The sequence below is a fragment of the Synechococcus sp. PCC 6716 genome (assembly GCF_022570815.1).
GTDB lineage: Bacteria > Cyanobacteriota > Cyanobacteriia > Thermosynechococcales > Thermosynechococcaceae > Thermosynechococcus > Thermosynechococcus lividus.
Genome location: NZ_JAKLTU010000045.1, coordinates 1 through 24,551 on the forward strand (window position 1 = coordinate 1; position 24,551 = coordinate 24,551).

29 protein-coding genes and 1 tRNA gene are annotated in these 24,551 nt (G+C 52.2%); 15 read left to right on the plus strand and 15 right to left on the minus strand.

Going from position 1 to position 24,551, the window contains the following annotated elements:
• Positions 1 to 491: 491 nt before the first annotated feature.
• The 8 genes from L5220_RS13430 to L5220_RS13465 all read right to left on the minus strand — a co-directional run bounded on the left by L5220_RS13430 (position 492) and on the right by L5220_RS13465 (position 6,749).
• Entirely contained in the window at positions 492 to 1,067 is a 576-nt protein-coding gene (locus L5220_RS13430) for a phosphate-starvation-inducible PsiE family protein (RefSeq protein ID WP_499574130.1), read from the minus strand.
• A gap of 4 nt (positions 1,068 to 1,071) precedes the next feature.
• Entirely contained in the window at positions 1,072 to 1,308 is a 237-nt protein-coding gene (locus tag L5220_RS13435) for a DUF2905 domain-containing protein (RefSeq protein WP_499574132.1), read from the minus strand.
• 55 nt (positions 1,309 to 1,363) lie between these two features.
• Positions 1,364 to 1,681, minus strand: a complete 318-nt coding sequence (locus L5220_RS13440; RefSeq protein ID WP_099798209.1) for a chaperone modulator CbpM — start codon at positions 1,679 to 1,681, stop codon at positions 1,364 to 1,366.
• Positions 1,678 to 2,682, minus strand: coding sequence for a DnaJ C-terminal domain-containing protein (locus L5220_RS13445; RefSeq protein WP_448527517.1), 1,005 nt, complete (start codon positions 2,680 to 2,682; stop codon positions 1,678 to 1,680). Before L5220_RS13445 ends, L5220_RS13440 begins: the two co-directional genes overlap by 4 nt.
• A gap of 238 nt (positions 2,683 to 2,920) precedes the next feature.
• Positions 2,921 to 3,691, minus strand: coding sequence for a ChaB family protein (locus L5220_RS13450; RefSeq protein ID WP_448526057.1), 771 nt, complete (start codon positions 3,689 to 3,691; stop codon positions 2,921 to 2,923).
• Between the two features lie 102 nt (positions 3,692 to 3,793).
• Positions 3,794 to 5,662 carry a molecular chaperone DnaK gene (gene dnaK / locus L5220_RS13455; protein WP_499574135.1) on the minus strand — a complete coding sequence of 623 codons (1,869 nt, stop codon included), beginning with the start codon at positions 5,660 to 5,662 and terminating at the stop codon, positions 3,794 to 3,796.
• Between the two features lie 717 nt (positions 5,663 to 6,379).
• Entirely contained in the window at positions 6,380 to 6,589 is a 210-nt protein-coding gene (locus tag L5220_RS13460) for a transposase (RefSeq protein ID WP_499574137.1), read from the minus strand.
• A 1-nt stretch (position 6,590) separates the two neighbouring features.
• Complete coding sequence (locus L5220_RS13465) at positions 6,591 to 6,749, minus strand: IS1/IS1595 family N-terminal zinc-binding domain-containing protein (protein ID WP_499574138.1); 159 nt, start codon at positions 6,747 to 6,749, stop codon at positions 6,591 to 6,593.
• A gap of 75 nt (positions 6,750 to 6,824) precedes the next feature.
• Between L5220_RS13465 and L5220_RS13470 the strand changes: the two genes are divergently transcribed.
• The 8 genes from L5220_RS13470 (at position 6,825) to L5220_RS13505 (ending at position 14,932) form a co-directional block, all read left to right on the plus strand.
• Positions 6,825 to 7,541, plus strand: coding sequence for a pyridoxine 5'-phosphate synthase (locus tag L5220_RS13470; RefSeq protein ID WP_099798205.1), 717 nt, complete (start codon positions 6,825 to 6,827; stop codon positions 7,539 to 7,541).
• A 57-nt stretch (positions 7,542 to 7,598) separates the two neighbouring features.
• On the plus strand, positions 7,599 to 8,681 hold the full coding sequence (bchI, locus tag L5220_RS13475; RefSeq protein ID WP_099798204.1) for a magnesium chelatase ATPase subunit I: 1,083 nt from the start codon (positions 7,599 to 7,601) through the stop codon (positions 8,679 to 8,681).
• Positions 8,682 to 8,683: 2 nt separating this feature from the next.
• Positions 8,684 to 9,319: a cofactor assembly of complex C subunit B gene (locus tag L5220_RS13480; RefSeq protein ID WP_499574140.1), complete on the plus strand. Its 636-nt coding sequence runs from the start codon at positions 8,684 to 8,686 to the stop codon at positions 9,317 to 9,319.
• Between the two features lie 79 nt (positions 9,320 to 9,398).
• Positions 9,399 to 10,415 carry an oxygen-dependent coproporphyrinogen oxidase gene (gene hemF / locus L5220_RS13485; RefSeq protein ID WP_099798202.1) on the plus strand — a complete coding sequence of 339 codons (1,017 nt, stop codon included), beginning with the start codon at positions 9,399 to 9,401 and terminating at the stop codon, positions 10,413 to 10,415.
• Positions 10,416 to 10,428: 13 nt separating this feature from the next.
• Positions 10,429 to 11,769 carry a cytochrome c biogenesis protein gene (locus L5220_RS13490; protein ID WP_499574141.1) on the plus strand — a complete coding sequence of 447 codons (1,341 nt, stop codon included), beginning with the start codon at positions 10,429 to 10,431 and terminating at the stop codon, positions 11,767 to 11,769.
• The gene (locus tag L5220_RS13495) at positions 11,766 to 13,643 is read left to right on the plus strand and encodes a potassium transporter Kup (RefSeq protein ID WP_499574143.1); all 1,878 of its coding nucleotides are present in this window, start codon (positions 11,766 to 11,768) and stop codon (positions 13,641 to 13,643) included. Before L5220_RS13490 ends, L5220_RS13495 begins: the two co-directional genes overlap by 4 nt.
• A gap of 80 nt (positions 13,644 to 13,723) precedes the next feature.
• Positions 13,724 to 14,140, plus strand: coding sequence for a hypothetical protein (locus L5220_RS13500; protein ID WP_499574145.1), 417 nt, complete (start codon positions 13,724 to 13,726; stop codon positions 14,138 to 14,140).
• Positions 14,141 to 14,155: 15 nt separating this feature from the next.
• Positions 14,156 to 14,932, plus strand: a complete 777-nt coding sequence (locus L5220_RS13505; protein ID WP_499574147.1) for a TrmH family RNA methyltransferase — start codon at positions 14,156 to 14,158, stop codon at positions 14,930 to 14,932.
• Here L5220_RS13505 and psbZ read toward each other — a convergent pair.
• Positions 14,929 to 15,117, minus strand: coding sequence for a photosystem II reaction center protein PsbZ (gene psbZ / locus L5220_RS13510; RefSeq protein ID WP_099798198.1), 189 nt, complete (start codon positions 15,115 to 15,117; stop codon positions 14,929 to 14,931). The genes L5220_RS13505 and psbZ overlap by 4 nt on opposite strands.
• A 115-nt stretch (positions 15,118 to 15,232) precedes the next feature.
• Between psbZ and L5220_RS13515 the strand changes: the two genes are divergently transcribed.
• Positions 15,233 to 16,102 (plus strand): transglutaminase family protein, encoded by an 870-nt coding sequence (locus L5220_RS13515; RefSeq protein ID WP_499574149.1) that lies wholly within the window; start codon positions 15,233 to 15,235, stop codon positions 16,100 to 16,102.
• 49 nt (positions 16,103 to 16,151) lie between these two features.
• On the opposite strand, the gene cax is transcribed toward L5220_RS13515, so the two are convergent.
• The 3 genes from cax to L5220_RS13530 form a co-directional block, all read right to left on the minus strand.
• Complete coding sequence (gene cax, locus L5220_RS13520; protein ID WP_499574151.1) at positions 16,152 to 17,225, minus strand: calcium/proton exchanger; 1,074 nt, start codon at positions 17,223 to 17,225, stop codon at positions 16,152 to 16,154.
• Positions 17,226 to 17,270: 45 nt separating this feature from the next.
• Complete coding sequence (locus L5220_RS13525; RefSeq protein WP_499574153.1) at positions 17,271 to 18,134, minus strand: N-acetylmuramoyl-L-alanine amidase; 864 nt, start codon at positions 18,132 to 18,134, stop codon at positions 17,271 to 17,273.
• Between the two features lie 65 nt (positions 18,135 to 18,199).
• A complete protein-coding gene (locus L5220_RS13530) occupies positions 18,200 to 18,373 on the minus strand; it encodes a transposase (RefSeq protein WP_227517527.1) in 174 nt (57 codons plus the stop codon).
• A gap of 78 nt (positions 18,374 to 18,451) precedes the next feature.
• Between L5220_RS13530 and L5220_RS13535 the strand changes: the two genes are divergently transcribed.
• The 4 genes from L5220_RS13535 (at position 18,452) to L5220_RS13550 (ending at position 20,175) form a co-directional block, all read left to right on the plus strand.
• Positions 18,452 to 18,865 (plus strand): hypothetical protein, encoded by a 414-nt coding sequence (locus L5220_RS13535; RefSeq protein ID WP_499574155.1) that lies wholly within the window; start codon positions 18,452 to 18,454, stop codon positions 18,863 to 18,865.
• Positions 18,866 to 19,002: 137 nt separating this feature from the next.
• Positions 19,003 to 19,272 carry a 30S ribosomal protein S15 gene (gene rpsO / locus L5220_RS13540; RefSeq protein WP_099798196.1) on the plus strand — a complete coding sequence of 90 codons (270 nt, stop codon included), beginning with the start codon at positions 19,003 to 19,005 and terminating at the stop codon, positions 19,270 to 19,272.
• A gap of 5 nt (positions 19,273 to 19,277) precedes the next feature.
• Positions 19,278 to 19,736 carry a PAM68 family protein gene (locus L5220_RS13545; RefSeq protein WP_448527223.1) on the plus strand — a complete coding sequence of 153 codons (459 nt, stop codon included), beginning with the start codon at positions 19,278 to 19,280 and terminating at the stop codon, positions 19,734 to 19,736.
• Between the two features lie 133 nt (positions 19,737 to 19,869).
• Entirely contained in the window at positions 19,870 to 20,175 is a 306-nt protein-coding gene (locus L5220_RS13550) for a cell division protein SepF (protein WP_099798194.1), read from the plus strand.
• Here L5220_RS13550 and L5220_RS13555 read toward each other — a convergent pair.
• Positions 20,172 to 22,271 carry an FUSC family protein gene (locus tag L5220_RS13555; RefSeq protein WP_499574156.1) on the minus strand — a complete coding sequence of 700 codons (2,100 nt, stop codon included), beginning with the start codon at positions 22,269 to 22,271 and terminating at the stop codon, positions 20,172 to 20,174. The genes L5220_RS13550 and L5220_RS13555 overlap by 4 nt on opposite strands.
• An 18-nt stretch (positions 22,272 to 22,289) precedes the next feature.
• Positions 22,290 to 22,361: transfer RNA gene (locus tag L5220_RS13560), tRNA-Gly, on the minus strand.
• Between the two features lie 130 nt (positions 22,362 to 22,491).
• Here L5220_RS13560 and ispE point away from each other — a divergent pair.
• Positions 22,492 to 23,427 (plus strand): 4-(cytidine 5'-diphospho)-2-C-methyl-D-erythritol kinase, encoded by a 936-nt coding sequence (ispE, locus tag L5220_RS13565; RefSeq protein WP_499574158.1) that lies wholly within the window; start codon positions 22,492 to 22,494, stop codon positions 23,425 to 23,427.
• A 128-nt stretch (positions 23,428 to 23,555) separates the two neighbouring features.
• Here the strand turns inward: ispE and L5220_RS13570 are convergent, their stop codons facing one another.
• A complete protein-coding gene (locus tag L5220_RS13570) occupies positions 23,556 to 24,239 on the minus strand; it encodes an ISL3 family transposase (RefSeq protein ID WP_499574161.1) in 684 nt (227 codons plus the stop codon).
• Between L5220_RS13570 and L5220_RS13575 the strand changes: the two genes are divergently transcribed.
• Positions 24,164 to 24,551: transposase family protein (locus tag L5220_RS13575; protein WP_499574159.1), on the plus strand; the 388-nt coding region annotated here is incomplete at its 3' end. The genes L5220_RS13570 and L5220_RS13575 overlap by 76 nt on opposite strands.

A 24,551-nucleotide genomic window follows, 5' to 3' on the forward strand; every position in this document is an offset into this window, starting at 1 on the left:
ACTCAGTAAGCAATTGAGCAAGCTGCTTGTCAGGTTGGAAACTATCTTTTTGGACGGCTAAAAACATCATTAGGTTAAGATGGTATGCAGTTATTATAGAGGCCGATTTACGTGAATAGCAACCGTATGAGAGAAGATGGCATTCAGCTAAAATCGACTCGTCATTGCACGTATCAGTCAGGACATCACTTTGTCTGGAGAAGAATGTCAAGACTGATTCTGCCTACTGCCGTAGGCGCGGGAACCGTTCTGTATCCCCGTCGGGAACGAGCGAGGTTTTATCCGGTTCCCGAACCCTCCGGTTTCTATAAAACGGCGTTGCCGGAATCTAAGAATCTAATACAACTCCGCGCTAGGGCATTCCGTGTCTGCTTACAGAGGGGTCTTGCACTGGCTCCCCGACGAAGCGAGATGCCCACACTCTCAACTTTTATTTTGGCAGGAGAGAAATTGCTAAGACCAGTACCAACAGGGGCTGGGATGGACAGCCCCTAAAAGGGATATTGCTCAATGGATGGGGAACGACGGCGTAATCGAAACTTTTGATTGTCGGATGCATCGTCAGTATTGACTTGGGAGAGGGATTCACTTCTTGTAATTGAAATTGCCTCAAATTGCTGGAATATCCAGACTCGCAAATATAATAATCCCCCTAAAACGACTAAAAACGTGCAGACTCCCAGTAGGTGATCGATGGGAATATCGACGACTCCCTGTAAAATCACTTCCCGCAATGCTGATACCAAAGAAACTTCTACGGCTGCCCCAATAGAAATCCGCTGTTCTTGGAGGTAGATAATTAACAAGCGAAAGATCTCTACCAAGATGAGAACAAACAAAATATCAGATGTGATGGCTTGAAAATTGATCGGTTTCAACAGGGAAAGAAACATTTCGCCTAACCGAATCAACATAACACAAAACAAACCAATGCATAGAGATATTACAATAAAATTCTGGAAAAACTCCAGATTGCGTACAATAGTGTCTCTTTCAAACCATGATTGCCAGCGTTGATTCGGTGAGGATGGATAATTCATAGCGATGGGAGAACGTGTCCAATTCATTAAATTAGCGACTGGTAATGAATTTTCCTAACCAGAGCAAGACGCTTAAGCCAAGGCTCAAGAGGATACCAGTGGTCAATGGAAAGTAGAAGGTAAAATACTCATTCTGTACCAGAATATCCCCCGGCAAGCGGCCAAGAGGGATGTGCCTCAAGGTTCTAGCACTGAGCCAGAGCAAACTTCCTAGCAACAGGAGGCTTGCACCGAGAACGACAAATATTTTTCCAATCTCCGCAATCATAGCTGTCCCTAGGAATTAATTGAAGTCAGTATTTTGATATTTAAAGGCCAACCCCCTAATGCCTAGTTCTAACGTCTGTTTGATAGGCGCGCAGTTGAGCCTTGAGCTGCGCAATCTCGGCGGCCATGTCGAGTACCATCGCGGCACCGACTAAATTTAATCCCAAATCGCGACGCAGGCGTTGAATCTGCACCACGCGGACGAGATCTTGGCGGCGCAGCATCGTGCCTGTTGGTTCAACTAGACCCAATGTCACAAATTGCTCAATGAGTGGCACTGAGGTTTGGGTAAAGTAAGCGGCTTGTTCAAAGCTGTAGAGGCGATCGCCTGCATTCGACCAAACAATTCGTGAAAGCCCCATGCTAGTGGTCATAGATGTACCTCCGCGATCGCTTGACGAGGATCAAAACTACTAATCTGCTGCAACTTCTCATAGCATTCTCTTTCCTGCCTACTTAAGTCTTTCGGGGTGACAATTTTCAGCCGTACCAGCAAATCAGTTCGATTACCTTTGGGATCGCGCCAGCCTTTGCCACGTAATCTCAAGGTTTGTCCAGAATCCACGCCAGGAGGGATGCTCATGGTTACCTTTCCGTCAGGGGTCGGAACTTTTATTTGAGCACCGAGTACGGCTTCTGCTGGACTAATCGGAACTTCACAAATTAAATTATTGCCTTCAAATTTATAAAAGGCATGGGGTAGTAACTCGATAGTAAGATATAAATCCCCCCGCTGCTGGCTAAACGGACTCATCTGCCCTTTGCCCTTGACCCGAATGCGGCTGCCGGACTTGGCTCCAGGTGGAATACGAACAGTAACCGTTTCATCCCCAATTTGTAACCGTTTTTGGGTACCGTGAAAAGCTTCGGAAAGGGTGAGGGCGATCGCCGCTTCCGTATCCTGAGCGGGCATTTCCACGAAGCGACTGAAGGGGTCGTCCCCAAAGCCGCCAAACTCCACAGACTCTCGGAATTCCTCTGGTCCGGTTGTGGTTCGGTAGGTATACACCCGCCGCCCAGCTCCACCGCTGCGCCCGAAACGCCCTAGCAGTTCGCTAATAAAGTCATCAAAACTGCTGTACTGGCCGAAGTCCATCCCTTCAAAGCCAGTGCCGCCGGGTGGCGGTGCACCTGCCGATGCCTGCTTCCAATATTGCCCAAACTGATCGTATTTCTGGCGTTTTTCTGGATCAGACAGCACTTCATGGGCTTCATTGATTTCCTTGAACCGAGCTTCCGCCTGTTTATCACCTGGATTCAGGTCTGGGTGATACTTACGCGCCAATTTCCGGTAGGCTTTCTTGATTTCCTCCGGTGTTGCAGTTTTACTGACTCCTAGAATTTCGTAATAGTCTTTGAAATCAGTTGCAGCCATGGACACCTCTACCAAATGAATATCAGTGGTGTATCGGGCAGTTCAGTAAACAAATCACCTCCGATGCTAATTTCGGCGTTGCTGAATAGACGTATGATTCTCGGGTTTGAGTCTTTTGCCGCCCTCACTCTACCCCTCTCCCAACGGAGAGGGAACAAGACTCTTAGCTCCTTTCTCCCGAGGGAGAAGGGTTGGGGATGAGGGCAATTCATAGCTACATTCAGCAACACCCTAATTTCTAATCCGTTTTGCGTTTCGAGAAGATGCCCTTGTCGTCGCGATCGAATAATTGCTTGATCCGCTCCCAAGCTGTTTTCAAAGCATTGGTTGTCTCTGGAGATTCGCTGAGAGACTGGTTATAGGCTTCCACAAAGGTTTGCTGCGCCTCTTCGGACAAATCCGCCTTGATCTCTGGCGAAATTTGGTGACTGCCTGTCAATTCGCCTTCGGGTTCACGGGGCAACTGCATATCTGTAATAGCAACTTCTTCACCCCCTGCACTTTGTAAAAGTAGGAAAGTTTCACCCGATTTCTCTTCAGGAACTTCTACGACCAGCAAAAATTCACCCGCCTGCACACGCGTTTGATAAATAGCAGCCTTATCTTGGGGCATTCCCAATGAGATGAGCGCAGAGCCTAACCCTGCACCCAGCGCCCCGTAGAGGGCACCACTAGTCGCTCCCAGTAGCGCCGCCCCCAGTGGCCCTGCTGCGACAACTGCACCTAAAAAGGGAATAAACAGCACACCGACTCCGGTAAGCAGGCTTAAAACAGAGCCAAATAGGGAACCATAGAGCGCACCGCTGGCCAAACCATCCAAAATCACGTCTTTTTTAGTCAAAAACCCAGTGATGCGAGCTTCCGATTGGAAGTTACGTCCAATGATGGAAATCCGCTCTTTGGGCACGCCGCGATTGAGCAGGCGTTGGACAGCATCCTGTAGCTTTTTCTCATCTTTGAAGGTGGCGGAAACGCACTTTTCTGGGGTTTTAGCAAAGGCTGAACTCATGGTTACTGCTCCTTAATTCAAGATTTTCAAATTGGCGGTTAGGAAGGTTTAGCTTTTAGTAAGCGCTTCAGCACTTACTATCAACCTGATAGTAATTGTTCATCACTTTTGATCTATAAAGTCAGCGTCGATGACATCTTCACCGCCGTTGGTAGTGCTGCCACCGGTCTGCTGAGAATAGACTGCACTGCCAACTTGCATGAGCGCCTGCTGAATGTCGTTGGTGAGGGATTTCATGCGATCGTAGTTTTCTTGTTGGATCGCGGTGCGCAGGTCTTGAACCATGCCTTCCAGCCGAGTTTTGTCGGCGGTGGGGACTTTKTCGCCCAAGTCTTTGAGCTGCTTCTCGGCTTGATAGGCAACGGAATCGGCAGTGTTTTTGGTATCGATTTGTTCGCGGCGGCGGCGATCGGCTTCGGCGTTGCGCTCGGCTTCTTTCACCATGCGTTCGACCTCCGATTTATCAAGGGTCGAAGCCCCGGTGATTGTAATGGATTGCTGCTTGCCGCTGGCCTTGTCTTGAGCCGAGACAGAGAGAATGCCGTTGGCGTCAATATCAAAGGTGACTTCAATTTGGGGGACACCCCGGGGTGCGGGAGGAATGCCGTCGAGTCGGAAGGTTCCTAGGCTCTTGTTGTCCGCTGCCATTTCCCGCTCCCCTTGCAAAACGTGGATTTCGACATTAGTTTGGCCATCCGCTGCGGTGGAAAAGATCTCCGATTTTTTCACTGGAATGGTGGTATTACGGGGAATAATTTTGGTCATTACGCCACCGAGGGTTTCCACACCCAGCGACAGCGGCGTGACATCCAACAATAACACGTCTTTCACGTCCCCTGCCAAGACCCCCGCTTGGATGGCCGCACCCACTGCAACAACCTCATCCGGATTCACGCCCTGGCAGGGTTCTTTCCCAGTCATTTGCCGGACTAATTGCTGCACGGCTGGAATGCGAGTCGAACCACCCACCAGCACAACTTCATCGATGTCAGACGCCGTTAGCTTAGCATCCCGAAGCGCTTGATCAACAGGTTTGCGGCAGCGATCGAGCAAGTCACTGCACAATTGCTCAAACTGCGCTCTGGTCAGCGTCATATCCAAGTGCTTGGGCCCGTCTTGGGTAGCCGTAATGAACGGTAAATTAATTTGCGTCTGAGTCGCTGCCGACAGTTCAATCTTGGCTTTTTCTGCTGCCTCTGTCAGCCGTTGCAAGGCTTGCTTGTCTTTGCGGAGATCAATGCCTTCATTGCGCTGAAACTCAGTGGCAAGCCAATCCACAATCTTTTTATCAAAGTCATCGCCTCCCAAGTGGGTATCACCACTCGTGGCTTTGACCTCGAATACCCCATCTCCGACGTCCAAAATGGAGACATCAAACGTACCGCCACCCAAGTCAAACACCAGGATGGTTTCATTGCTTTTCTTGTCTAACCCATAGGCGAGTGCTGCCGCCGTTGGTTCGTTGATAATACGTAGAACTTCAATGCCTGCAATCCGTCCGGCATCTTTGGTTGCCTGCCGTTGAGAATCATTGAAATAGGCAGGAACTGTGATGACCGCCTGCTTCACCGGTTCACCCAGATACTTGCTGGCATCATTGACTAGCTTACGTAGCACTTCTGCCGAAATTTCCTCGGGTGCAAATTGCTTTTTCTGAATTGGGCAGTCCAGTTTGACATTGCCATTGCTGTCACGCAGTACCTTGTAGGAAACCTGCTTTGATTCATCCGTCACTTCGTCATATTTGCGCCCAATAAACCGCTTAACCGAGTAGAAGGTATTTTCCGGGTTCATGACCGCCTGCCGTTTGGCAATTTGCCCCACCAGCTTATCACCAGTCTTTGTAAAGGCAACGACTGATGGCGTAGTTCGGTTGCCTTCTGCATTGGCAATCACAACAGGTTGTCCACCTTCCATGACTGCTACACAGGAATTTGTTGTTCCTAAGTCAATTCCAACAATTTTTGCCATCGATAATATCCTCCATGCTTGTAAAATCTCAAAAACTGTCTATGGTTGCAGGCTAAATCATCACCACGGGCTTGATATGGGTTCACACCTCATGTCAGGACTGGAGTTGACAATTTAAGTCTGATGCTCAGAGAACCAGCCTATGAGAATATAGTAGAACTCAGTTCACACAAGGAAGGGTCGGTTTTCCAGCTTAGAGAAGTTCCTGTTTCCGACCCCCCTCGTTCAATCAAGAAATGCAACCAACCTAGATTGATGAACTTGTTGGCTAACTAAAATTAGCCCAGATTAACTTTCACAAGCTTATTCTTTTCGGCTCTCCCATTAGTGTGGTAATAATTTTTACTAATTAGAGAAGCACGCTAACAAACTTTCCCAAAAATTGTTTAAGTTTACAAAGCCATACGCTGATTGCTTAATCAACTTAATACGATATATTGATTCCCGCCATTACTTCACTGGTAGTGCGGTTTCTAAAGTAGTTGCTAATTCCATTTAAAGGGTTTCCAAGCGTTGTGATTGCTTGATTGTAAACGGCTCGTGCGTGATTTAGCCATTCGTGAATTCGACGCTTCCCTTCCTCAACCGTCAACGACTTGTCATCAATTCCACTCAACTCTTCTTCTCATCGGTACGCTTTTTTTAATTGCTTTGAGTGTTGCAAAAGCTGCTCTAATTTGACTGTTTCTTCTGGCGTTAATCTTGACCATTCCTCAATCAAATAAACTGGCTACCTCGACCCAACGCACCCACTTGCTTCCGAATTTTATTTAATTCTTGATTCACGGCTTTCATCACGTGAAAACGGTCAATGACAACCACTGCATTAGGGAACACCTTCTCCACGACGTTGGGAAATCCTCCCCACATATCTATGCTCACCTCCTTCACCTGTGCTCTTACCTCAAAAGCCTGCTGCTTCAGCACTTCAGAGGTTCAAGCAGTGTTGTTTGACCTCTGGCGGGTAGCCTTGAGGACGGTGTGTTTCCCGAAATTGACGACCGCAACTGCGGCACCGATAGTTTTGGATTCCGTTGCGTCGTCCGTTTTTGACAGTTTGGTTGGATTGACAGTGTAAACCTTGCACATACTTATATTGGGCAACGCCCTAATTCGCTAAAATACACAGTGGTTTTACTTGTGAAAAGAGGAATTTATTACCTTGGTAACCCTCGGTGTCAACATTGACCATGTGGCAACCATCCGCCAAGCCCGCCGCACTGTCGAGCCAGATCCGGTTGCCGCTGCTGTTTTGGCTGAACTGGGTGGTGCTGATGGGATTACGGTGCACCTGCGCGAAGACCGTCGCCATATTCAGGAGCGGGATGTGCGACTGCTGCGCCAAACCGTGCGCAGCCACCTGAACCTAGAAATGGCTGCGACTCCAGAGATGGTGGCGATCGCCCTCGACCTGCGCCCAGATTATGTCACCCTTGTGCCGGAGCGGCGGGAGGAAGTGACCACGGAAGGGGGGTTGGATGTCCTAGGGCAGCAAGAGAGCCTCACCCAAGTGGTGCAGACGCTGCAAGGAAAGGGGATTCCGGTCAGTTTGTTTATTGATGCCGATCCAGCGCAGTTAAACGCTGCCGCCAGCACCGGTGCCCAGTTGGTTGAACTGCACACAGGGCGCTATGCCGAAGCCAAGGGGGAAGCCGCGCAGCAGCAAGAGTTAGCGGCACTGGCTCAGGGAGTTAGCACTGCCAAAGCCTTAGGGTTACGGGTGAATGCCGGTCATGGCCTCACCTACCAAAATGTTCAGGCTGTCGCCCGCCTTGAAGGTATGGAAGAGTTAAATATTGGCCACACCATTATTAGCCGTGCCGTCTTGGTGGGATTGGTACAGGCGGTACGGGATATGAAAGCACTCCTCAGCGGCTAGGCGGCTCCTGAGGAGGCCGCTCTATGGCACAATGATCAATGCTGTTTTTACGATGCAATGCCTGTGCCTGCCACTGCTGTCCCCCGTCGGCCTGTTTTTCCCTTTGCGGCAATTGTTGGCCAAGACGAAATGAAGCTGTCATTGTTGCTGAATGTCATTGACCCCAAAATTGGCGGGGTAATGATCATGGGCGATCGCGGCACAGGTAAATCCACCACCATTCGTGCCCTTGCCGACCTGCTGCCGGACATTGAGGTTGTCGCTGACGATCCCTTTAATAGCCATCCCAGCGATCCCGACCTGATGAGTGATGCAGTCAAGGAGAGGGTGGCTGCGGGAGAGCCGATCGCCACCACCACTAAGAAAGTGCCGATGGTGGATCTCCCCCTAGGGGCAACAGAAGACCGTGTTTGCGGCACCATTGATATTGAAAAAGCCCTTGCCGAAGGGGTCAAAGCCTTTGAACCCGGCCTGCTGGCCAAGGCTAACCGCGGTATCCTCTACGTGGATGAAGTCAACCTCTTGGACGATCACCTTGTGGATGTCCTTCTAGATGCCGCCGCCTCCGGCTGGAACACGGTTGAGCGCGAGGGGATTTCAATTCGTCACCCCGCGCGGTTTGTCCTTGTGGGATCCGGCAACCCAGAAGAGGGGGAATTGCGGCCCCAACTCCTTGATCGCTTTGGGATGCACGCAGAAATCCGCACTGTCAAAGATCCAACACTGCGGGTGGAAATTGTCGAGCAGCGATCGCGCTTTGACCACGATCCCGAAGGCTTTTTAGCCCAGTACCAAAGAGAGCAGGAAGCCCTTCAGGCCAAGCTAGTCGCAGCACAGGCACTGCTGCCCAAGGTAACCATTGACCACGAACTGCGGATCAATATTTCCCACGTCTGCGCTGAGCTGGATGTGGATGGCCTGCGTGGAGATCTGGTCACCAACCGTGCAGCTAAGGCACTAGCCGCTTTGGAGGGGCGTACAGATGTGAACGTCAGCGATATTGCCCGGGTGATTGTCCTCTGTTTGCGCCACCGCCTTCGGAAAGACCCGCTGGAGTCTATTGACTCTGGCTATAAGGTGGGGAAAGTGTTCCAAGAGGTGTTTGGGGTTGATTTAGCGGCACTCCACGCTGCAGCCTAAGGATGGGAGCGACCCTCCTGCGGTACTTGCCGCTAGCCACGGGGGTTCTTGGGGGCACGCTGCTGCTGGTGAACCGCCTGCTGACCGTTGAACCAACCCCTGCCCAAGCCCGGTCTGATGTAGTTGGCGTGATTTTAGCCGCTGTCTTGATCTTAACCACCCTCATTTGGCAGCAGGTGCAGCCGCGGCCACCGGAGGCGGTGATCTTAGAGGGCGAGGAGGGCTTTGAATTGGCACCGGACTTGCCCGATGCCCTTAAAACCGAGTTGGCGTGGGCCTCCTATACGTTGCTAACGAACACGCCGGCAAAGTCTATTGTGCTGTGGCGGAGCGATCGCCCCCTCTTACGGCGGGGGATCTTGGGGCCGCGAACCATGACCCAAGCTGGTGCCATTGTCCAGCGCGCCTTGAGGACACAGCGCCCCATCTATTTAGTCAATTTAGCCCTTTACCCGGGACGCATTGAATTTGACTATTTACCCCCCAACACCCAAGGGGTGATCTGCCAACCCGTTAACGAAACAACCGTACTGATTCTCGGTGCTAACGCCCCCCGCAGCTATACCAAACAGGACGAGCAATGGGTGGCCGCCATTGCGGCCAAGATAGATCAGGCTCTCCAGGCAACGGTAGAATAGACCCTAGACCCTTGCCACTCTCCCCTTGGGATTAGTGCTATCCCCTTTGATCGTTGTATAGGACTGACACATTACTACTATGACTGTTGCAACTTCTGCTCCCACCACGCTGCCCAGTGACTCCCGCCAGCGGGTGTCCTCCTTCCTCAAAACCCTTCAGGATCAGATTTGCCAAGGGTTAGAAGCAGCGGATGGCGGTGCCCAGTTCCAAGAGGATAGTTGGCAGCGACCCGAAGGAGGGGGCGGGCGCTCCCGGGTGATGAAGAACGGGAACCTGCTCGAGCAGGGCGGCGTTAACTTTTCCGAAGTGTGGGGGGAGCAGTTACCGCCTTCCATTCTCAGCCAACGCCCAGAAGCCGCTGGCCATGGATTTTATGCCACGGGCACTTCTATGGTGCTGCATCCGCGCAACCCCTATGTGCCAACAGTGCACCTCAACTACCGCTACTTTGAGGCAGGGCCAGTGTGGTGGTTTGGTGGAGGGGCAGACTTAACCCCCTACTACCCCTTTGCGGAAGATGCCCAGCACTTTCACCGTGTTCACAAGGCCGCGTGCGATCGCCACCACAGTGAGTACTATCCCGTCTTCAAACGTTGGTGCGATGAGTACTTTTATTTGAAGCATCGCGGTGAATCTCGCGGGATTGGCGGCATTTTCTTTGACTACCAAGACGGTAGCGAGGGGGAACTCTATCGCGGCCCAAATCTTGACGGCGATGCCGCCAGTTATAGCCGCCAAGTGGGTGCGGTTGCCCCCCGCTCTTGGGAGAGCCTCTTTGCCTTTATCCAAAGCTGCGGTCAAGCCTTTTTAGAGGCGTACCTACCCATTGTTGAACGGCGGCGACATATTGAGTATGGCGATCGCGAACGTCAATTTCAACTCTATCGCCGTGGCCGCTACGTCGAATTCAACTTAGTCTATGACCGAGGCACCATTTTTGGCCTACAAACCAATGGCCGTACCGAGTCTATTTTAATGTCCTTGCCGCCCTTGGTGCGCTGGGAGTACAACTACACCCCTGAGCCGAACAGCCCTGAAGCGGAACTCTACACCACGTTCCTCAAAGCCCAAGATTGGGTGAACTGGTCCCACTAAGCAGCAAACCTCTATGACCCCTGCACCTTTTCTGCAATACTGGTGGCGGCGCAGCCTGTCGCTCCTTGGCGACCTCCGTTTAGCCATTCTGCTGCTGCTGATCATTGCCTTGGCCAGTATTGCCGGTACCGTCATTGAGCAGGGGCAGCCCCTCTCGTTTTATCAAACCAATTACCCCGAAAACCCAGCGCTTTTTGGGTTTTTAAGTTGGCGGGTGCTGCTGGCTATTGGGCTTGATCATGTCTATCGAACAGGGTGGTACTTAACCCTCTTAGTGCTCTTTGGTGCCAGTCTGGTGGCCTGCACCGTTACTCGACAAGTTCCAGCCCTCAAAAGCGCCCAACGCTGGCAGTACTACTGCGAGCCACGCCAGTTTGGCAAGCTTGCCCTCAGTACTACAGTGCCCCACGGATCATTGCGTACCTTGGCAGCCGCCCTCAGCCAAAACGGTTATCGCGTTTGGTACACCGATAACCAACTCTATGCCCGCAAAGGGATTGCTGGGCGCATTGGCCCAATTGTGGTGCATGCCAGCATGATCCTGATTTTGCTCGGAGGTATTCTGGGTTCCCTGACGGGGTTTATGGCACAGGAGTTGGTGCCCAGTGGCTCGACGTTCCACATTCAACACCTGATTCAAGCGGGGCCGTTGGCTCACCTCCCCGAGAATTGGTCGGTGAAAGTGAACCGCTTTTGGATTGACTACACACCCGCTGGAGACATTGATCAGTTTTACTCGGATCTCTCGGTACTCGATGCCACTGGCACAGAGGTCAAGCGAGGCACCATTCACGTCAATCAACCCCTCAAGTACGCTGGGGTAACCCTCTACCAAGCAGATTGGAGTATTGCAGCCGTCCGGTTTCGCCTGAATCAAAGCCCGGTGCTGCAATTGCCCATGGTGCAACTGAACACTGAGGGGAAAGGCCGCCTCTGGGGCACTTGGATCCCCACTAAGCCGGATCTGTCGGCGGGTATTTYTCTCATTGCTCGAGATTTGCAGGGGACGGTACTCATCTATGGTGCAGATGGTGAGTTTCTCACCAGTTTGCGCCAAGGAATGAGCACCCAGATCAACAACGTCACCCTCACCCTCACAGAGTTGGTGGGCAGCACAGGCCTACAAATTAAATCTGACCCTGGGATTCCCCTGTTTTATGCTGGGTTTGCCTTTCTGATGGCTGGGGTGATCATGAGTTACGTGTCTCACTCTCAGGTGTGGGGGCTGGTCACCGAGGAGACCCTCTACGTGGGCGGGCGCACCAATCGCGCTCAGTTAGCCTTTGAGCAGGAGTTGGTGGCGATCGCCGCCGCCTTACAAACACAGGCTCCCCCTCAAACCGCCGAGCGATGAAAGCTGTTTCTGCACCCGCTGGGAGGTCATGGTCTCTCACCCTTGGTGCGGTAGGCGTTGTCTATGGCGACCTTGGCACGAGTCCTCTGTACGCCTTTCAGGAGGCCTTTAATCCCCTTCATGCCTTGGCTGTTACCCCTGCTAATATCTATGGGGTGCTGTCCCTGATTATTTGGTCATTGATTTTAATTGCCACTCTCAAGTATGCCACTTTTGCGCTGCGGGCAGATAACGGTGGCGAGGGCGGCATTTTTCCGCTGATGGCTCTGGTGCTATCCCGCTGGTCAGGGGCATCCCGTTGGTATGGTGGCATTGTGGCCTTGGGGCTAATCGGGGCAGCGATGTTTTATGGCGATAGTACCATCACCCCTGCCATTAGCGTCCTCTCAGCGGTACACGGGCTACAGGTCATCAATCCGGGGCTTGCACCTTGGCTGGTACCCCTGACGGTTGCCATTCTCGTGGGCCTCTTTGCCGTGCAAGCCCACGGCACCACACGAGTGGGGCACTTTTTGGGTCCTGTCATGCTCCTGTGGTTTATGGTTCTCAGTGGGCTGGGGGCATGGCACATTATGCAGCATCCCCTCATTCTCAATGCCTTGAATCCATGGTGGGGGATGCACCTGTTTTGGACCACCCCCCAAGAGACACTCTTTCTGCTTGGGGTGGTGATCCTAGCCTTAACGGGGGCTGAAGCGATGTATGCCGACATGGGGCATTTTGGCCGACACGCCGTGCGCCATGCGTGGTATCGGATCGTCTTTCCTGCCCTTGTGCTCAATTACCTTGGGCAAGGTGCCCTCGTGCTGACGGATGCCACCGCCGCCGCAAATCCCTTTTTTCGCCTTGTCCCGACGGCTGGAGTGATCCCCCTTGTGATCCTGAGTACGTTGGCCACCATTATTGCGTCGCAGGCGGTGATTTCAGGTGCCTTCTCCATGACTGCCGCAGCCATTAAACTCGGTTATCTGCCGCGGCTCAAGATTCAGATCACCGATGAGCAGCATCGAGGGCAAGTCTATATTCCCTTCATCAATTGGCTGTTACTGCTTACAGTGATTGCACTGGTCATTACTTTTCAGCAGCCCACAAATTTGGCCGCCGCCTACGGTTTGGCGGTGAATGTCACGATGGGGATGACCACAATTTATCTGGTGCTGCTGGCTCGACAAGAGTGGTGCTGGTCGCTGGGGCGAGCGGTAATGGTTTTTGGGAGTCTCTTGGCTATTGAGGCCAGCTTTTTAGTGGCCAATACCCTTAAGATTCCCGACGGCGGGTGGTATCCGCTGGTGTTTGGCATGATGGTTTATGGGTTGCTGGTGACATGGCACCAAGGGCGCGATCGCCTCCAAGACCAACTACGACAGGTAACGCAACACCTCTCGCTAGAGTCATTGCTTGCAGCGCATCCCCTGCGAGTGCCGGGAACAGCAGTATTTTTTTCACCCCTGCCGACACTCATCCCCTTTGCGTTTATACAAAACCTGTGCCACAACCATGTACTACATCAGCGAGTATTTTTCGTCCATCTGAATACAGCGGATTTGCCCCACGTGAGTGAGTCTGACCAACTTCATGTTGCTTCCCTCGCCGAGAATATGTATCAGGTCACCATCCATTATGGCTTTCGGGATACTATTGATATTCCCGCTGCGATGGCGCGCTGCTGGCGCACCTTAGGTATTGCGGCGGAGGTTGAAATGGTTAGCTACTTTGTGGGACGGCGCACCATTATTCCCACCCCCGCAGCAGGGTTGTGGCATTGGCAAAAGGTGCTGTTTGCATGGCTTTACCGGAATGCTGAAAGTCCGATGACCTATTTTCAGCTCCCACCTCAGCAGGTGGTGGAAATGGGGATGCAAGTTGAGGTGTAGAACCCTTGGCGTTGGAGAATTGGCTAGCGCTAAACTAGGATGGTCATCGTACTACACATCCATTGGCAAGTTATTCTACTATGGTTCATTCCTCAGGGCGACAGATACGGTATGCACTAGCAGGACTAGGGGTAATGGGGGCGATCGTCTTGGCGCCTCGGATCGTTGCCGCTAGTGCGGTTCCGGCGACCTTTGCCCAGAGTACCCATCAAACCATTTCTGCCCAAAGTCTTGCGGCTCACCTCAAAAAAATTAATGCCAAGATGTATGGTGCGTACTGGTGCCCAGCTTGCACAAAACAGAAAGAACTGTTTGGCAATGCCTTTAAGAGTGTTCAATACATTGAGTGCGATGCTCGCGGTACTAACCCCAAACCAGAACTGTGTAAACAAGCCAATATCCGTGCCTACCCAACGTGGGAGATTAATGGCAAAAAATACGAAGGCGTATTTCCCCTCAGTGCGTTGGCTCAGCTCTCTGGTTATCAGGGTAACTAGCATCTGCGTTGCTTCATGATCACAAGCCGACAAAATCCGCTGGTGCGCCACATTCGCAAGCTCCATCAGCGGAAATATCGTCAAGGCCATCTCCTGCTGGAAGGCACCCATCTGGTACAGGAAGCCTTGGCAGCAGGCTATTCGCTGGACGTGGTTTGTTGTACCCCTGCATGGTACGACAAGCAACCAAGCCTGTGGCTGCAGCAACTGGAACAGCACAGCGATCGCCTTGAGCTGGTGAGTGAGGAGGTGCTGGCTGCTCTCTGCACAACTCGTACGCCGGATGGGGTGGTTGCGGTAACCACCTACCGTCCCCCAAACTTATTGCCCCTCCAGAGTTTGGGGTTGTGCCTTGTCACGCTTCAGGATCCAGGGAACCTAGGTACCATTGTCCGCACCGCCGCCGCCACTGGCGTTGAAGGTATCCTGCTCACGCCCGACTGTGTAGAGATGAGCCACCCTAAAGTATTGCGAGCTAGTGCAGGGCAGTGGTTTCGGCTGCCGTTTCAAACGGTTGCGGATCCCCTAGGAACGCTGGCTACCTATCAGGCGCAGGGCTGGCAGGTGGTGGTCACGTCGCCCACGGCGGCACAGGTGTACTGGCAAGTCAATTTTTGTCAGCCTACGTTAATTGTGATGGGAAACGAAGGCCAAGGTCTTCCCGCCGGTTACGGTGCCTTGACCTTTACCTCTGTGGCTATTCCCCAAGCCGCCACGGTGGACTCCTTAAACGTGGCGATCGCCACCGCTGTACTGCTCTACGAGGTCTATCGTCAACGGTGGCAGGGCTAGACGACGAAGAAATTCAGAACCGCCACCACCAGCACTAGGGCAATCCAGACCCCAGACCCCAAAAAGATTAGCTGCTTCGAGCGATCCCAGTCTTGGGGTGACGCATAGGCCACTGGCACCCCAATCACCATGACAAAGGACAGGATGACCAGGGCGGCGAGTGCCAGTTGAAACAAAATCGACATCGTTGCTAACTCCCAAATCTTATCAGCGGCAATTGCGGGGTAGCCGACTCACTACCTCTGAAGTAGCATTATCCCCCATTTTCCCCCCCTAAACTCGGTGGAGAATGGCAAAATAATGCTGACCCCAGACGAGAGCATGATGGACTACCGAATTACCCATCAAACGACCTACACCTATAGTGCTGCTGTTGCCTTAGCCCCCCACGATCTACGGCTGATCCCCCGCAGCGATGGTCATCAACACCTGCGATCGCTAACGGTGCAGATTCTACCTGTGCCCCAAGGTTACAGTACGGTTCTCGATGCCTATGGCAATCACCTGCGGCGCTACTGGTGGTCGAACAACCTCACCACGACCTTAATGATTCAAGTCACCTCTGAGGTGGAAACCTACTGTCAGAATCCGTTTAACTACCTGTTGGAGCCGTGGGCAATGACGTTGCCCTTCAACTATCCCCAACGTTTAGCCCATGGGTTGCACCCCTATCTTAGCGGCGCAGTGGATCCGGTGGCCTATCAACTGGCGTGGGAAACGTTGACACGGGTGGACGGCGCGGTTCTGCCATTTTTGAGTGAACTCAACGAGCAGATTTACCGCACCTGTCAGCATCAAATTCGCGACACGGGAGCACCGTGGCCTCCCTGTTTGACGTGGTCCCAGCAGGCGGGGTCTTGTCGCGATACTGCGGTCTTGTTTATCCATGCCTGCCGTGCGGTCGGATTGGCCGCCCGCTTTGTCAGTGGCTATCAAGAAGGGGATCTAGATAACCCAGAGCGCCACCTCCATGCGTGGGTGGAAATCTATCTGCCAGGAGCAGGTTGGCGGGGCTACGACCCCACCCATGGTCTAGCGGTGAGCGATCGCCATGTTGCGCTGGTGGCCACGGCTGAGCCTGCCGATGCTGCCCCTATTGATGGAGTATTGCGGGGGCAAGGGGTCACCGCCACCCTGACCTACCACCTCCACATCCAACCCCTTTCCTGAAATCCCCTAGGCTGATCATGCCTTCCAGCTTGGGCGGTACGGCTCGCAGCTAAGTGTGGAAAAAGAAGGCGGTGCCGAGAATGCTATAGGTGGCAAGCAACAGCGCTCCCTCCAGCCAGTTTGAGCGACCATCGAGGCTAATGACGTTGGCAATCACCACCGAGATAATGACCGTCACGACCTCAAACAGGCTAAAGTTCAAATCCATGGGCTGGCCAATGACCTGACCAATTACGACTAATACGGGGGCAACTAGCAAGGCGACTAGTAGGGATGAACCAAGGGCAATCGAGACGGATAGATCCATATTATTCTTGAGGGCAACCCCCACCGCCGTGACGTACTCCGCTGCGCCACCCACTAAGGGCAGTAAGATTACCCCTGTAAACAATGGCGTTAGACCCAAGCCTTCTGTTGCTGCCTCCACTGCCCCTACAAAAATTTCGGACTCAAAGGCAACCCCAAGGGTCGCAATGATCAGCACCGTCATCCACAGGGTGAGGTTGGGTTTTTCATGGTGACCCTCGTCATCCGCCAGCTCCACTTGGCTGACTTCGTAGAGGTAGCTGTGGGTTTTTAAGGAAAACAGGAGCGTCATCCCATAGACGGCAATTAAGACCCCAGCCGCCACCACCGACATCTTGGAAATGGCCGTCTCCGGTACGCTGGTGGAGGTGTAAATCACCATCGCCGGTAGCAGAATGGCCGCGATCGCCACAGTCATTGAAGAGGCATTCACCCGGGCAACGACAGGTGCAAAGGATTGCTCCTTGTAGCGAATCCCCCCAAGAAACATCGACAGCCCCATAACAAGAAGCAAGTTAGCAATTAGTGTTCCTGTAATACTGGCTTTGACAATATCCACCAAGCCTGCCCGCAGCGCCACAATGGCAATAATCAACTCCGTGGCATTGCCAAACAGGGCATTCAATAGCCCGCCAATGGTCGGACCGGTGGCGAGGGCAACTTCTTCGGTGGCAGTACTCAGCCAAATAGCGAGGGGAACAATGGCCAGTGCTGCCACAATAAAGACCGTGAGCGCCCCCCACTCCAATTTTTCAGCAGCAACCGAGAGGGGAATAAACACCAAGAAACTAAACGAGACAACGCGTTTCAAGCCCATGGGAGCATCCCTGTCAAAAACTCCTCTATCCTAGCCCGTAGGAACTTAACTGGCGTTGGATTCCCTAGCTGGGAGTTGGCGATTGGCCAGCAGGGTACAATAGTGTTGCTGAAGGCGATGATAGGGCTGCCAATACTGCGCAAACCGTTGCCAATCGAAGCTGCGCGGATCAGCGCGCTCGCCCCCTAGATCCACCGCAGCGTGAGTGGTAATGCGCTGCCATGGCACTTGGGTGCGACTGACCAGCCACGCGAGAGACCGATACTGTGCTTCGGTATAGCCGCTATGACTGAAGTTTGCGTTCTGGCCATCTAAGGGGGTTTCGAGGGAGATATGGTACGCAAAGTTATTCACCGATGCAGCAATGCGCAGATTCGTTTGCACCTGTTCCCCCTGAAAGGCCGAATTCCCTGCGCCGTAGGCTCGTTTATGGGCAGGGACGGTGTAAAGGATCTCCCCACTGCGGGTAATAATGGCATGGTAGCTGGCCTGATCCTCGTCGCGCTCGTGGTCGGTCTGGAAGTAGTCAACAGCACTGGCGGCACTATAGACCGTTTCGTGGAGGACGACCAGCAGCGGATAATTCGTCGGGTTCCCATGCACATCGACGGCGACGCGATCGCCATAGTTTGAAGCATGGGCTAGCGCCCACCGTTCCCGCGGGCGATGGCGACCCAGTTGCTGCACATGGGCTAAAGAAATCACTGGCGTTGCGATCGCGCAGTTTAGATTAACTGGCACCGTGGTGTTTAAGGGGGGCAGCGCTCGCTCTAGGGCAACAACCAATCGCTGGCGAGCCGCCGCCTCAGCACTCGCGATGACATGGTGAGCATACCAGTAGCGGCTCAACATGAGACCGATAACTGTACAGGCAAGGATAGCCCCAAACCATAACCGTTGCTGCTTCACGGATGACTCACGTCCTCACTCATTTTGAGCAAAACCGCCGCAATCCTACGAATAGACGCGAAGCGTCATTCCTTAGTTAGCGGCGGACGGAGTGTTCGCGGCTCGCCCTGATTCTCGATGTATTTCAAAAGGGTTTCGATGCTGGCCCATCCCCCAGTCGTGATCAAGCCATAGACCCGGTTCCAGACGTAAGGCGTCCAGTAAAAGGGGCGTAGCTGCTCCGCAAACTCTTGATGCATTGTCCGAGCTAGAATTAGTTGATTATGAGTAAACCTATTGTACGCACTGACAAATGAGGCTTACAACCGTCGCCAGACGTGAGACTTCATCTCTCAGCAACGGTTAATGAGTACCGGGCTTACTGCAAGGCGTTGAGCGATGTGGTCATGGGCCACTGGCCAAAACTAACTGAAGCCAAAAGTTGCTGTGCGGCAGTGGAACAGCTCATTCATCGTACCAGTCAGCATCCGAACCCGAAGTATTCCTACGTTGAGACGCGGTTCTACAAGTTCCCGTCCTGCCTGCGTCGTGCTGCTATCGAGTTTGTGAAAGGACAAGTTTCGTCCTTTGACCTTAGCGCCAGCTACAATATTGCGGCTCGATACTTGGCGTATCAACTGAAGCTGACCCGCCGCAAGGACGGGCAGGTAGCGAAAGACAGAAGTTCCTGCGCTACGCCGAGAATGCCGGTCACCCTCTCTCTGCTATGGGGATTGGGAAGCCGCTTATGAACGCGAAACCCCATGAGCGGAGCATCCACGCCTCGATAGTGTCTATACTAAAAATCATCCCCTGTTAAGGGCTACCCTTCTGGGGCGATCGCACCGTATGATATATAGATCGCGCCGTTCATCTCTTGATCATAGCTATGGCACTGCAACACGACCTCAAACAGGACATCATCAACACTTACCAAATTCACAGTACAGATACCGGCTCTGCGGATGTGCAGGTCGCTATTCTCACCGAGCGCATTAAACAACTTTCAGAACACCTCAAGACAAATAAGAAGGATCATGCATCGCGGCGGGGGCTACTGAAAATTATTGGCCGCCGTAAGAGGCTCCTCGCTTATATCAACAAGCACGATTCACAGCGTTATCGTCAACTTATCGAGCGTTTAGGAATTCGGGGTTAAGCAACATGGCCAAAGGCTCTGGACTACCTTTTGAATCTCGTAAGAAGAGTAAAGCAACGTTCTCCAAAGCCCCTAGCCCTGATGATACTGGTCGCAAGAGCGCTGCCAAACAGCAAAAGAGTGCTGCCGCCAAGCAAGGCGCTATCCCTGAAGTCGTTAGTCGGCGGATGGTCAGTCGGATGGCGGTGTGCGCTGGTGTACCAACGCTGTTTGGGTTGACAACATTCCCCGTAAGCTACGTCATTGTGCAGCATCACTGGTTTAGTCTGCCCCATGTGGTGGTGGTTCTTGTTAGTTTGGGCTGGTTTGGTTTAGGTGCCCTTGGCCTGAGTTATGGTGTCATCTCAGCCTCTTGGGATGAGGCACAGGCTGGCAGTTGGCTAGGGATTGCAGAATTTCGTACTAATTTTGGCCGTATTGTGGACAGTTGGCAAACCCGTAAATCGCCTAAATCGGGAACCTAGCTTCAATAGGGCTAGCCCTTGTCAAGGATTAAGCTCTTTTTACGTTTGTTTGCATAAGCGTAAGTCCTGATCGTATAAAAAAGTTAGGCTAAAAGTCTATTTCTTCTATTTCGCATTCCCAAGGGGGACTCCCATGAGTGAACTGACTGCCTTTGGCCATTCCCTGAGCAGTGGTTATGAAGTCGTGATCATTAAGCCGCAGTCGCTGAGTGATACGACCCTAATTGTGCAGGCACTACGGGCAGATAAAGCAGTGATCCTCAATTTAGAAGAGTTAGATATTGCCGAAGCACAGCGGATTTCTGACTTTGCTGCTGGTAGCACCTTTGCCATTAACGGCAATCAGTCACGGTTGGGAGATGGGGTCTTTCTATTTACGCCAAGCATTATTAATATACAAGAGCCTCATTCTAGCTCAGAGGCAGTTTCAGTCGTCTAGCTAGGATCCATGGTTGGCAGGATGTCGCCACCAACCTCTTTTAGCACTTCAAGGACATTAAAAGCTTCTAAAATTCCTTCGAGGGGGTACTCCCGCAGGCGGTTCTGCTGACGCAGGCTCACTAACTGTGTTTCGAGTTCGTGCAAGGAGTGCGCAACAGCACTGATGGTCTCTTGGGTAGGTAGGCCTTGGTGTAGGCTATGGGCGATCGCCCTCAGTACTTCGCCCACAGCGGGTTGACATTCCTGCAGGATAGTATAGACCATGCTAGGGTGAGGGGATGGTAAATCAAGGGAAAGGAAGCTGCTAAATAGCGCCAGTTGGTAGCTCAAGCCAATATTCCACTGCCGTCGTTTTTCTGCTAAGCCGAACCCGACCACAGATTCTAAATTGGTGACCCGGCGCAGTTGTAGCTGTTGGCGATAGCTTTTGCGAATCGCCGCGATGAGGTCGTTGCGCTCTTGGGGCGATCGCTCCCCCGTAAAGTCTGTCAGTAGCCCCCCGTACAGTGTAGCCAAGCGCTGAAAGTTTTGCTGAGACTCTTGATCGAGGCGGGAGGCTGCCGTATCGCGCCAGAAGGCCATATCCACGATCAAGACAATGATAATACCCAACTGGGTTTCCCAAAAGCGCTGCCAAATATAGGTGTCTGCTGTGGCGCCAAAGGCCATCATTGACACAATCAGTAAAAAGGCTCCGGGCTTATAGCCTTGAGGAATCCCAATCGCTCCGGCAATCAGAATAATCAGCACCATCCCCAGCCCGATACTAAGGGCATTGATCCCCAAGGTATGAATCATTACCTCCGTCACAAAAAGCCCAACAACCGTTCCCAAGAGGCGCTGCCGTGCTGCCTCCATACTGTTGCCCAAGGTGGACTGAAAACAAATGGCAATGGAAAGGGTGACATAAAAGCCGGAGGGCAGTTGCAGCCATGACACCAGCACTAAGCCAAGGGCAAAGGCTACGCTCGCTTTGATGATTCGCCGCACCCGATCATCACTGATGGGGTGGAGCTTGAAGCGCCAGCGCCAAGGGCAGTGCGGCTCTGGGGGGGGGTGCTCCTGCTGTAATTGACTTAAATCTTGGTCGATGCGCTGGGCTAAGTGAACGGCTTGATAGATGTGAATGACATCGTCGAGAGGATATTTTTTAGTGATTTGCTGGTGGCGCAGATGTGTCAACCGCTCGTGGAGCAATGCAAAGGGTGGTGGCGAATCTGCAAGCGGGTTAGAGTGCCCTGTGCCTTGCAAGTGGGGTTCTAGCACTCTAAACTTGGCCCTCAAGGCGGGCCAAAGCTGATCAAAAAACGGCTGACATTCTTGGCGAAACTGACTGCTATGGAGGGCAGGACTGAGGTGGCTTAAGCTGCGTAGGTGTCGCCGTAGTCGCCGCAGACCCATCAGGCGATCGCTCCAGTTTTGCAACACCAGCACCCAACCGAGAATGCCATATACCGATGCTTCGAGGGTGGCCTCTGCTTGCTGCAGCTGGCTGACCAATGCCGCTAAGGTTGCTTCATGCTGTGGGACGATACCTGTGGCTAGTGCTTGGCAAACGTCTTCATAGATGTGTTGTAACTTGGCCACAATAGCGCTGGTTGACCGTTTGAGCGTCAGCTCCGGGTGCTCTGGCCACAGGCAAAGGGTCACTAAAATGCCGATGACAATTCCAATACAGTTATCAACCACACGACTGCTGGCATACTCCCACGGCTGCTGACCAAATTCGGTGCTGGCTGCCATAATTGCTGTTACCGCAGCGGCCTGGTTTTGCATGGTTGGCCACCTCAGGACTTCGCACAGTAAGACAGCGGTACTAAACGCCAGTGTCTCCGCAAGGGGATTCAGCCCCAAGCCAGAAATCCACAGGCCTGCACAGAGTCCCCCTAAGAGACTGCCTCCCAGCCGTCCCCAACCGTTTTTGAGGGTTTCACCCGTATTCAAAGACAACATGGTGGCCACTAACCCCATGGCAGGATAGTGAACCATCTTGAGGTTGGCATGCCAGCAGACAATGGCCAGTAAACCGGCTGCAATGCCCACCTTGACAGCGTGTTTAAGCTGGAGGCGGCTAGGCAACAACCAGCGTGACATGGCTAATCTTGAGGTCAAAGCGGGTAACGCGATTCGAACGCGCGACATCAACCTTGGCAAGGTTGCGCTCTACCACTGAGCTATACCCGCAACAGATTTCTAATGTAAAAAATCAAGGGGGATGTTGTCAAGGCACTGCGGTAAGTGCTGGCAAAAGAACAACTCCTGTGAGAGGATCTATAGCCAAGCCCCACCCTCAATGTTGTGAGAGTCTGCTAGCGTGTACCGTTTGTTGGCACCAGCCAAAATTAATCTCTTTCTGCAAATTGTCGGTAATTGTCTGGATGGCAGTGGCTACCATGAATTGGTGATGGTGATGCAGGCGGTATCTTTAGCGGATCGTGTGGAACTGGTACCTCGTCGCGATCGCCAGATTAAAATTGAGTGCACCCATCCAGCAGTGCCCTGCGATCAGCGCAATTTGGCCTATAAAGCTGCAGCCCTCCTGCAACAGCACTTCCCTGATCGCGATGGTGTGGAAATTTTTATTGAGAAGCGGATTCCCATGGGGGCGGGGTTAGCGGGTGGCTCCACCAATGCAGCGGCAGTACTGGTGGGCTTAGACCTGCTGTGGCAACTGGGGCTGACGCAAGCGGAGCTACAGACCTTTGCCCAACAACTCGGATCCGATGTTCCCTTTTGTCTCAGCGGTGGCACCGCCTTAGCCTTGGGGCGCGGCGAACAGCTTTCCCCCCTCCCTGACCTCCAAGACTTGACGGTGCTCTTGGGGAAGTATCGCTCTTTGAGTGTCTCGACGCCATGGGCCTACCAAACCTATCGCCAAGAGTTTCAGCACCTCTATGCTCAGACCGCAGCAGCGCAGGAAAAAGCCCGCCAAGAAGGCGGATCTGCCACCCTATTGCAAGCCATTCACCGCAACGATCTGGCAACGTTAGCCAGTAGTTTGAGGAATGATTTACAAAAGGTGGTGTTACCCCGCTATCCAGCCGTGGCTCAGTTACGAGAAACGTTTATCAAGGCCGGGGCGATCGCCAGCATGATGTCAGGCTCTGGCCCTACTGTCTTTGGGTTGGTAGAAACAATGAATGCAGGTTACGATCTCCTCCAACGTGTCCGGCGAGACTTGCCTGACCCCGATTTAGACCTCTGGGTATGCGAGTGCTGCCCCCATGGCATTCAGCTACAACCCAGCTAGGCAGCCTGTTTTAACTGCAATTTTTAACTACAATGTAGTTGTTCAATGGCAGAAGTGTTGAAATTCAAAAAGAAAGGTAAAGAAAAAGCCTAAAAGCGGAAAATCCGGCTCTATCGTCCGAGTTATGCTTAATCAATAGCTAAATGCCAGTAAATTAAGCAACGTAACTGAAAATTGTCAAAGTTCCTGAACCCATAACCTGACCGCTTGGTCAGCTTCAATTGATTGTTAATACCTTCAACAACACCACTATTTGTGTGATTATCAAAATAGGCGGTGACTTCACCAAACCATCGACAAATTGTTCTTACGCTCTCTTGAAAAGAATCCTGAGCTTGAGCTAACCAATCGAGCAATTGAAAGGTTCCATCTTTCCAATCTTTTGCTGGCTCAAAGATGGCTCTAAACGATTCCTTCTCCTGATGCATTCGAGCCAGACTTGGCACTACTTCTCGAATTTCTTCCAGTTTTGCTTTTTGCTTCTGAGTTAGATTTTCCTCCGGCTTGAGTAACGCATATTTACTTTGTTTGAGCGCGGCTGCAATCTGGGCTTTCTTGACTTCATTTACCGTCTGTTCATTCGCTTTACAAATACTTTTTCGAGCCTTATCCAATTCCTGATTCACAATCTTCATAACATGAAATCGGTCGGCAACCACCGTAGCATTAGGTAGGAGTTTATGAGGGTCTATCGGACTTGGTATGCTAATGTAACATGCTATACGAAATCTAAGATATGCAGCTACTTCTAACTGATCTACTAAACCTACCTGGAATTGAGGTTGAAGATTATACCGATGTTGCGGGAGAATTGATTCTTATAGTGGAAGCAAAGACAACCGAGGCGATTTGCCCACGTTGCCAACAAAAAAGTTGTCATTTACGCCAGAATCATTGGTATCTAGTGCGAGATTTAAGCATCAGTGGACGAACCGTATTTCTTAAGATCAATCGTCGCCAGTTTAAGTGTCGAACTTGTGGTAAGCCATTCAGTGAAACGCTCGATTTCATCGGCAATCGTCGCAAGCAAACGGATCGATTTGCTCAGTCAATCGTGCAACAGGTTTTGCACAGCAACATTCATCATGTTGCAATTTYAAATGGTCTCACTGATGAAGAAGTAT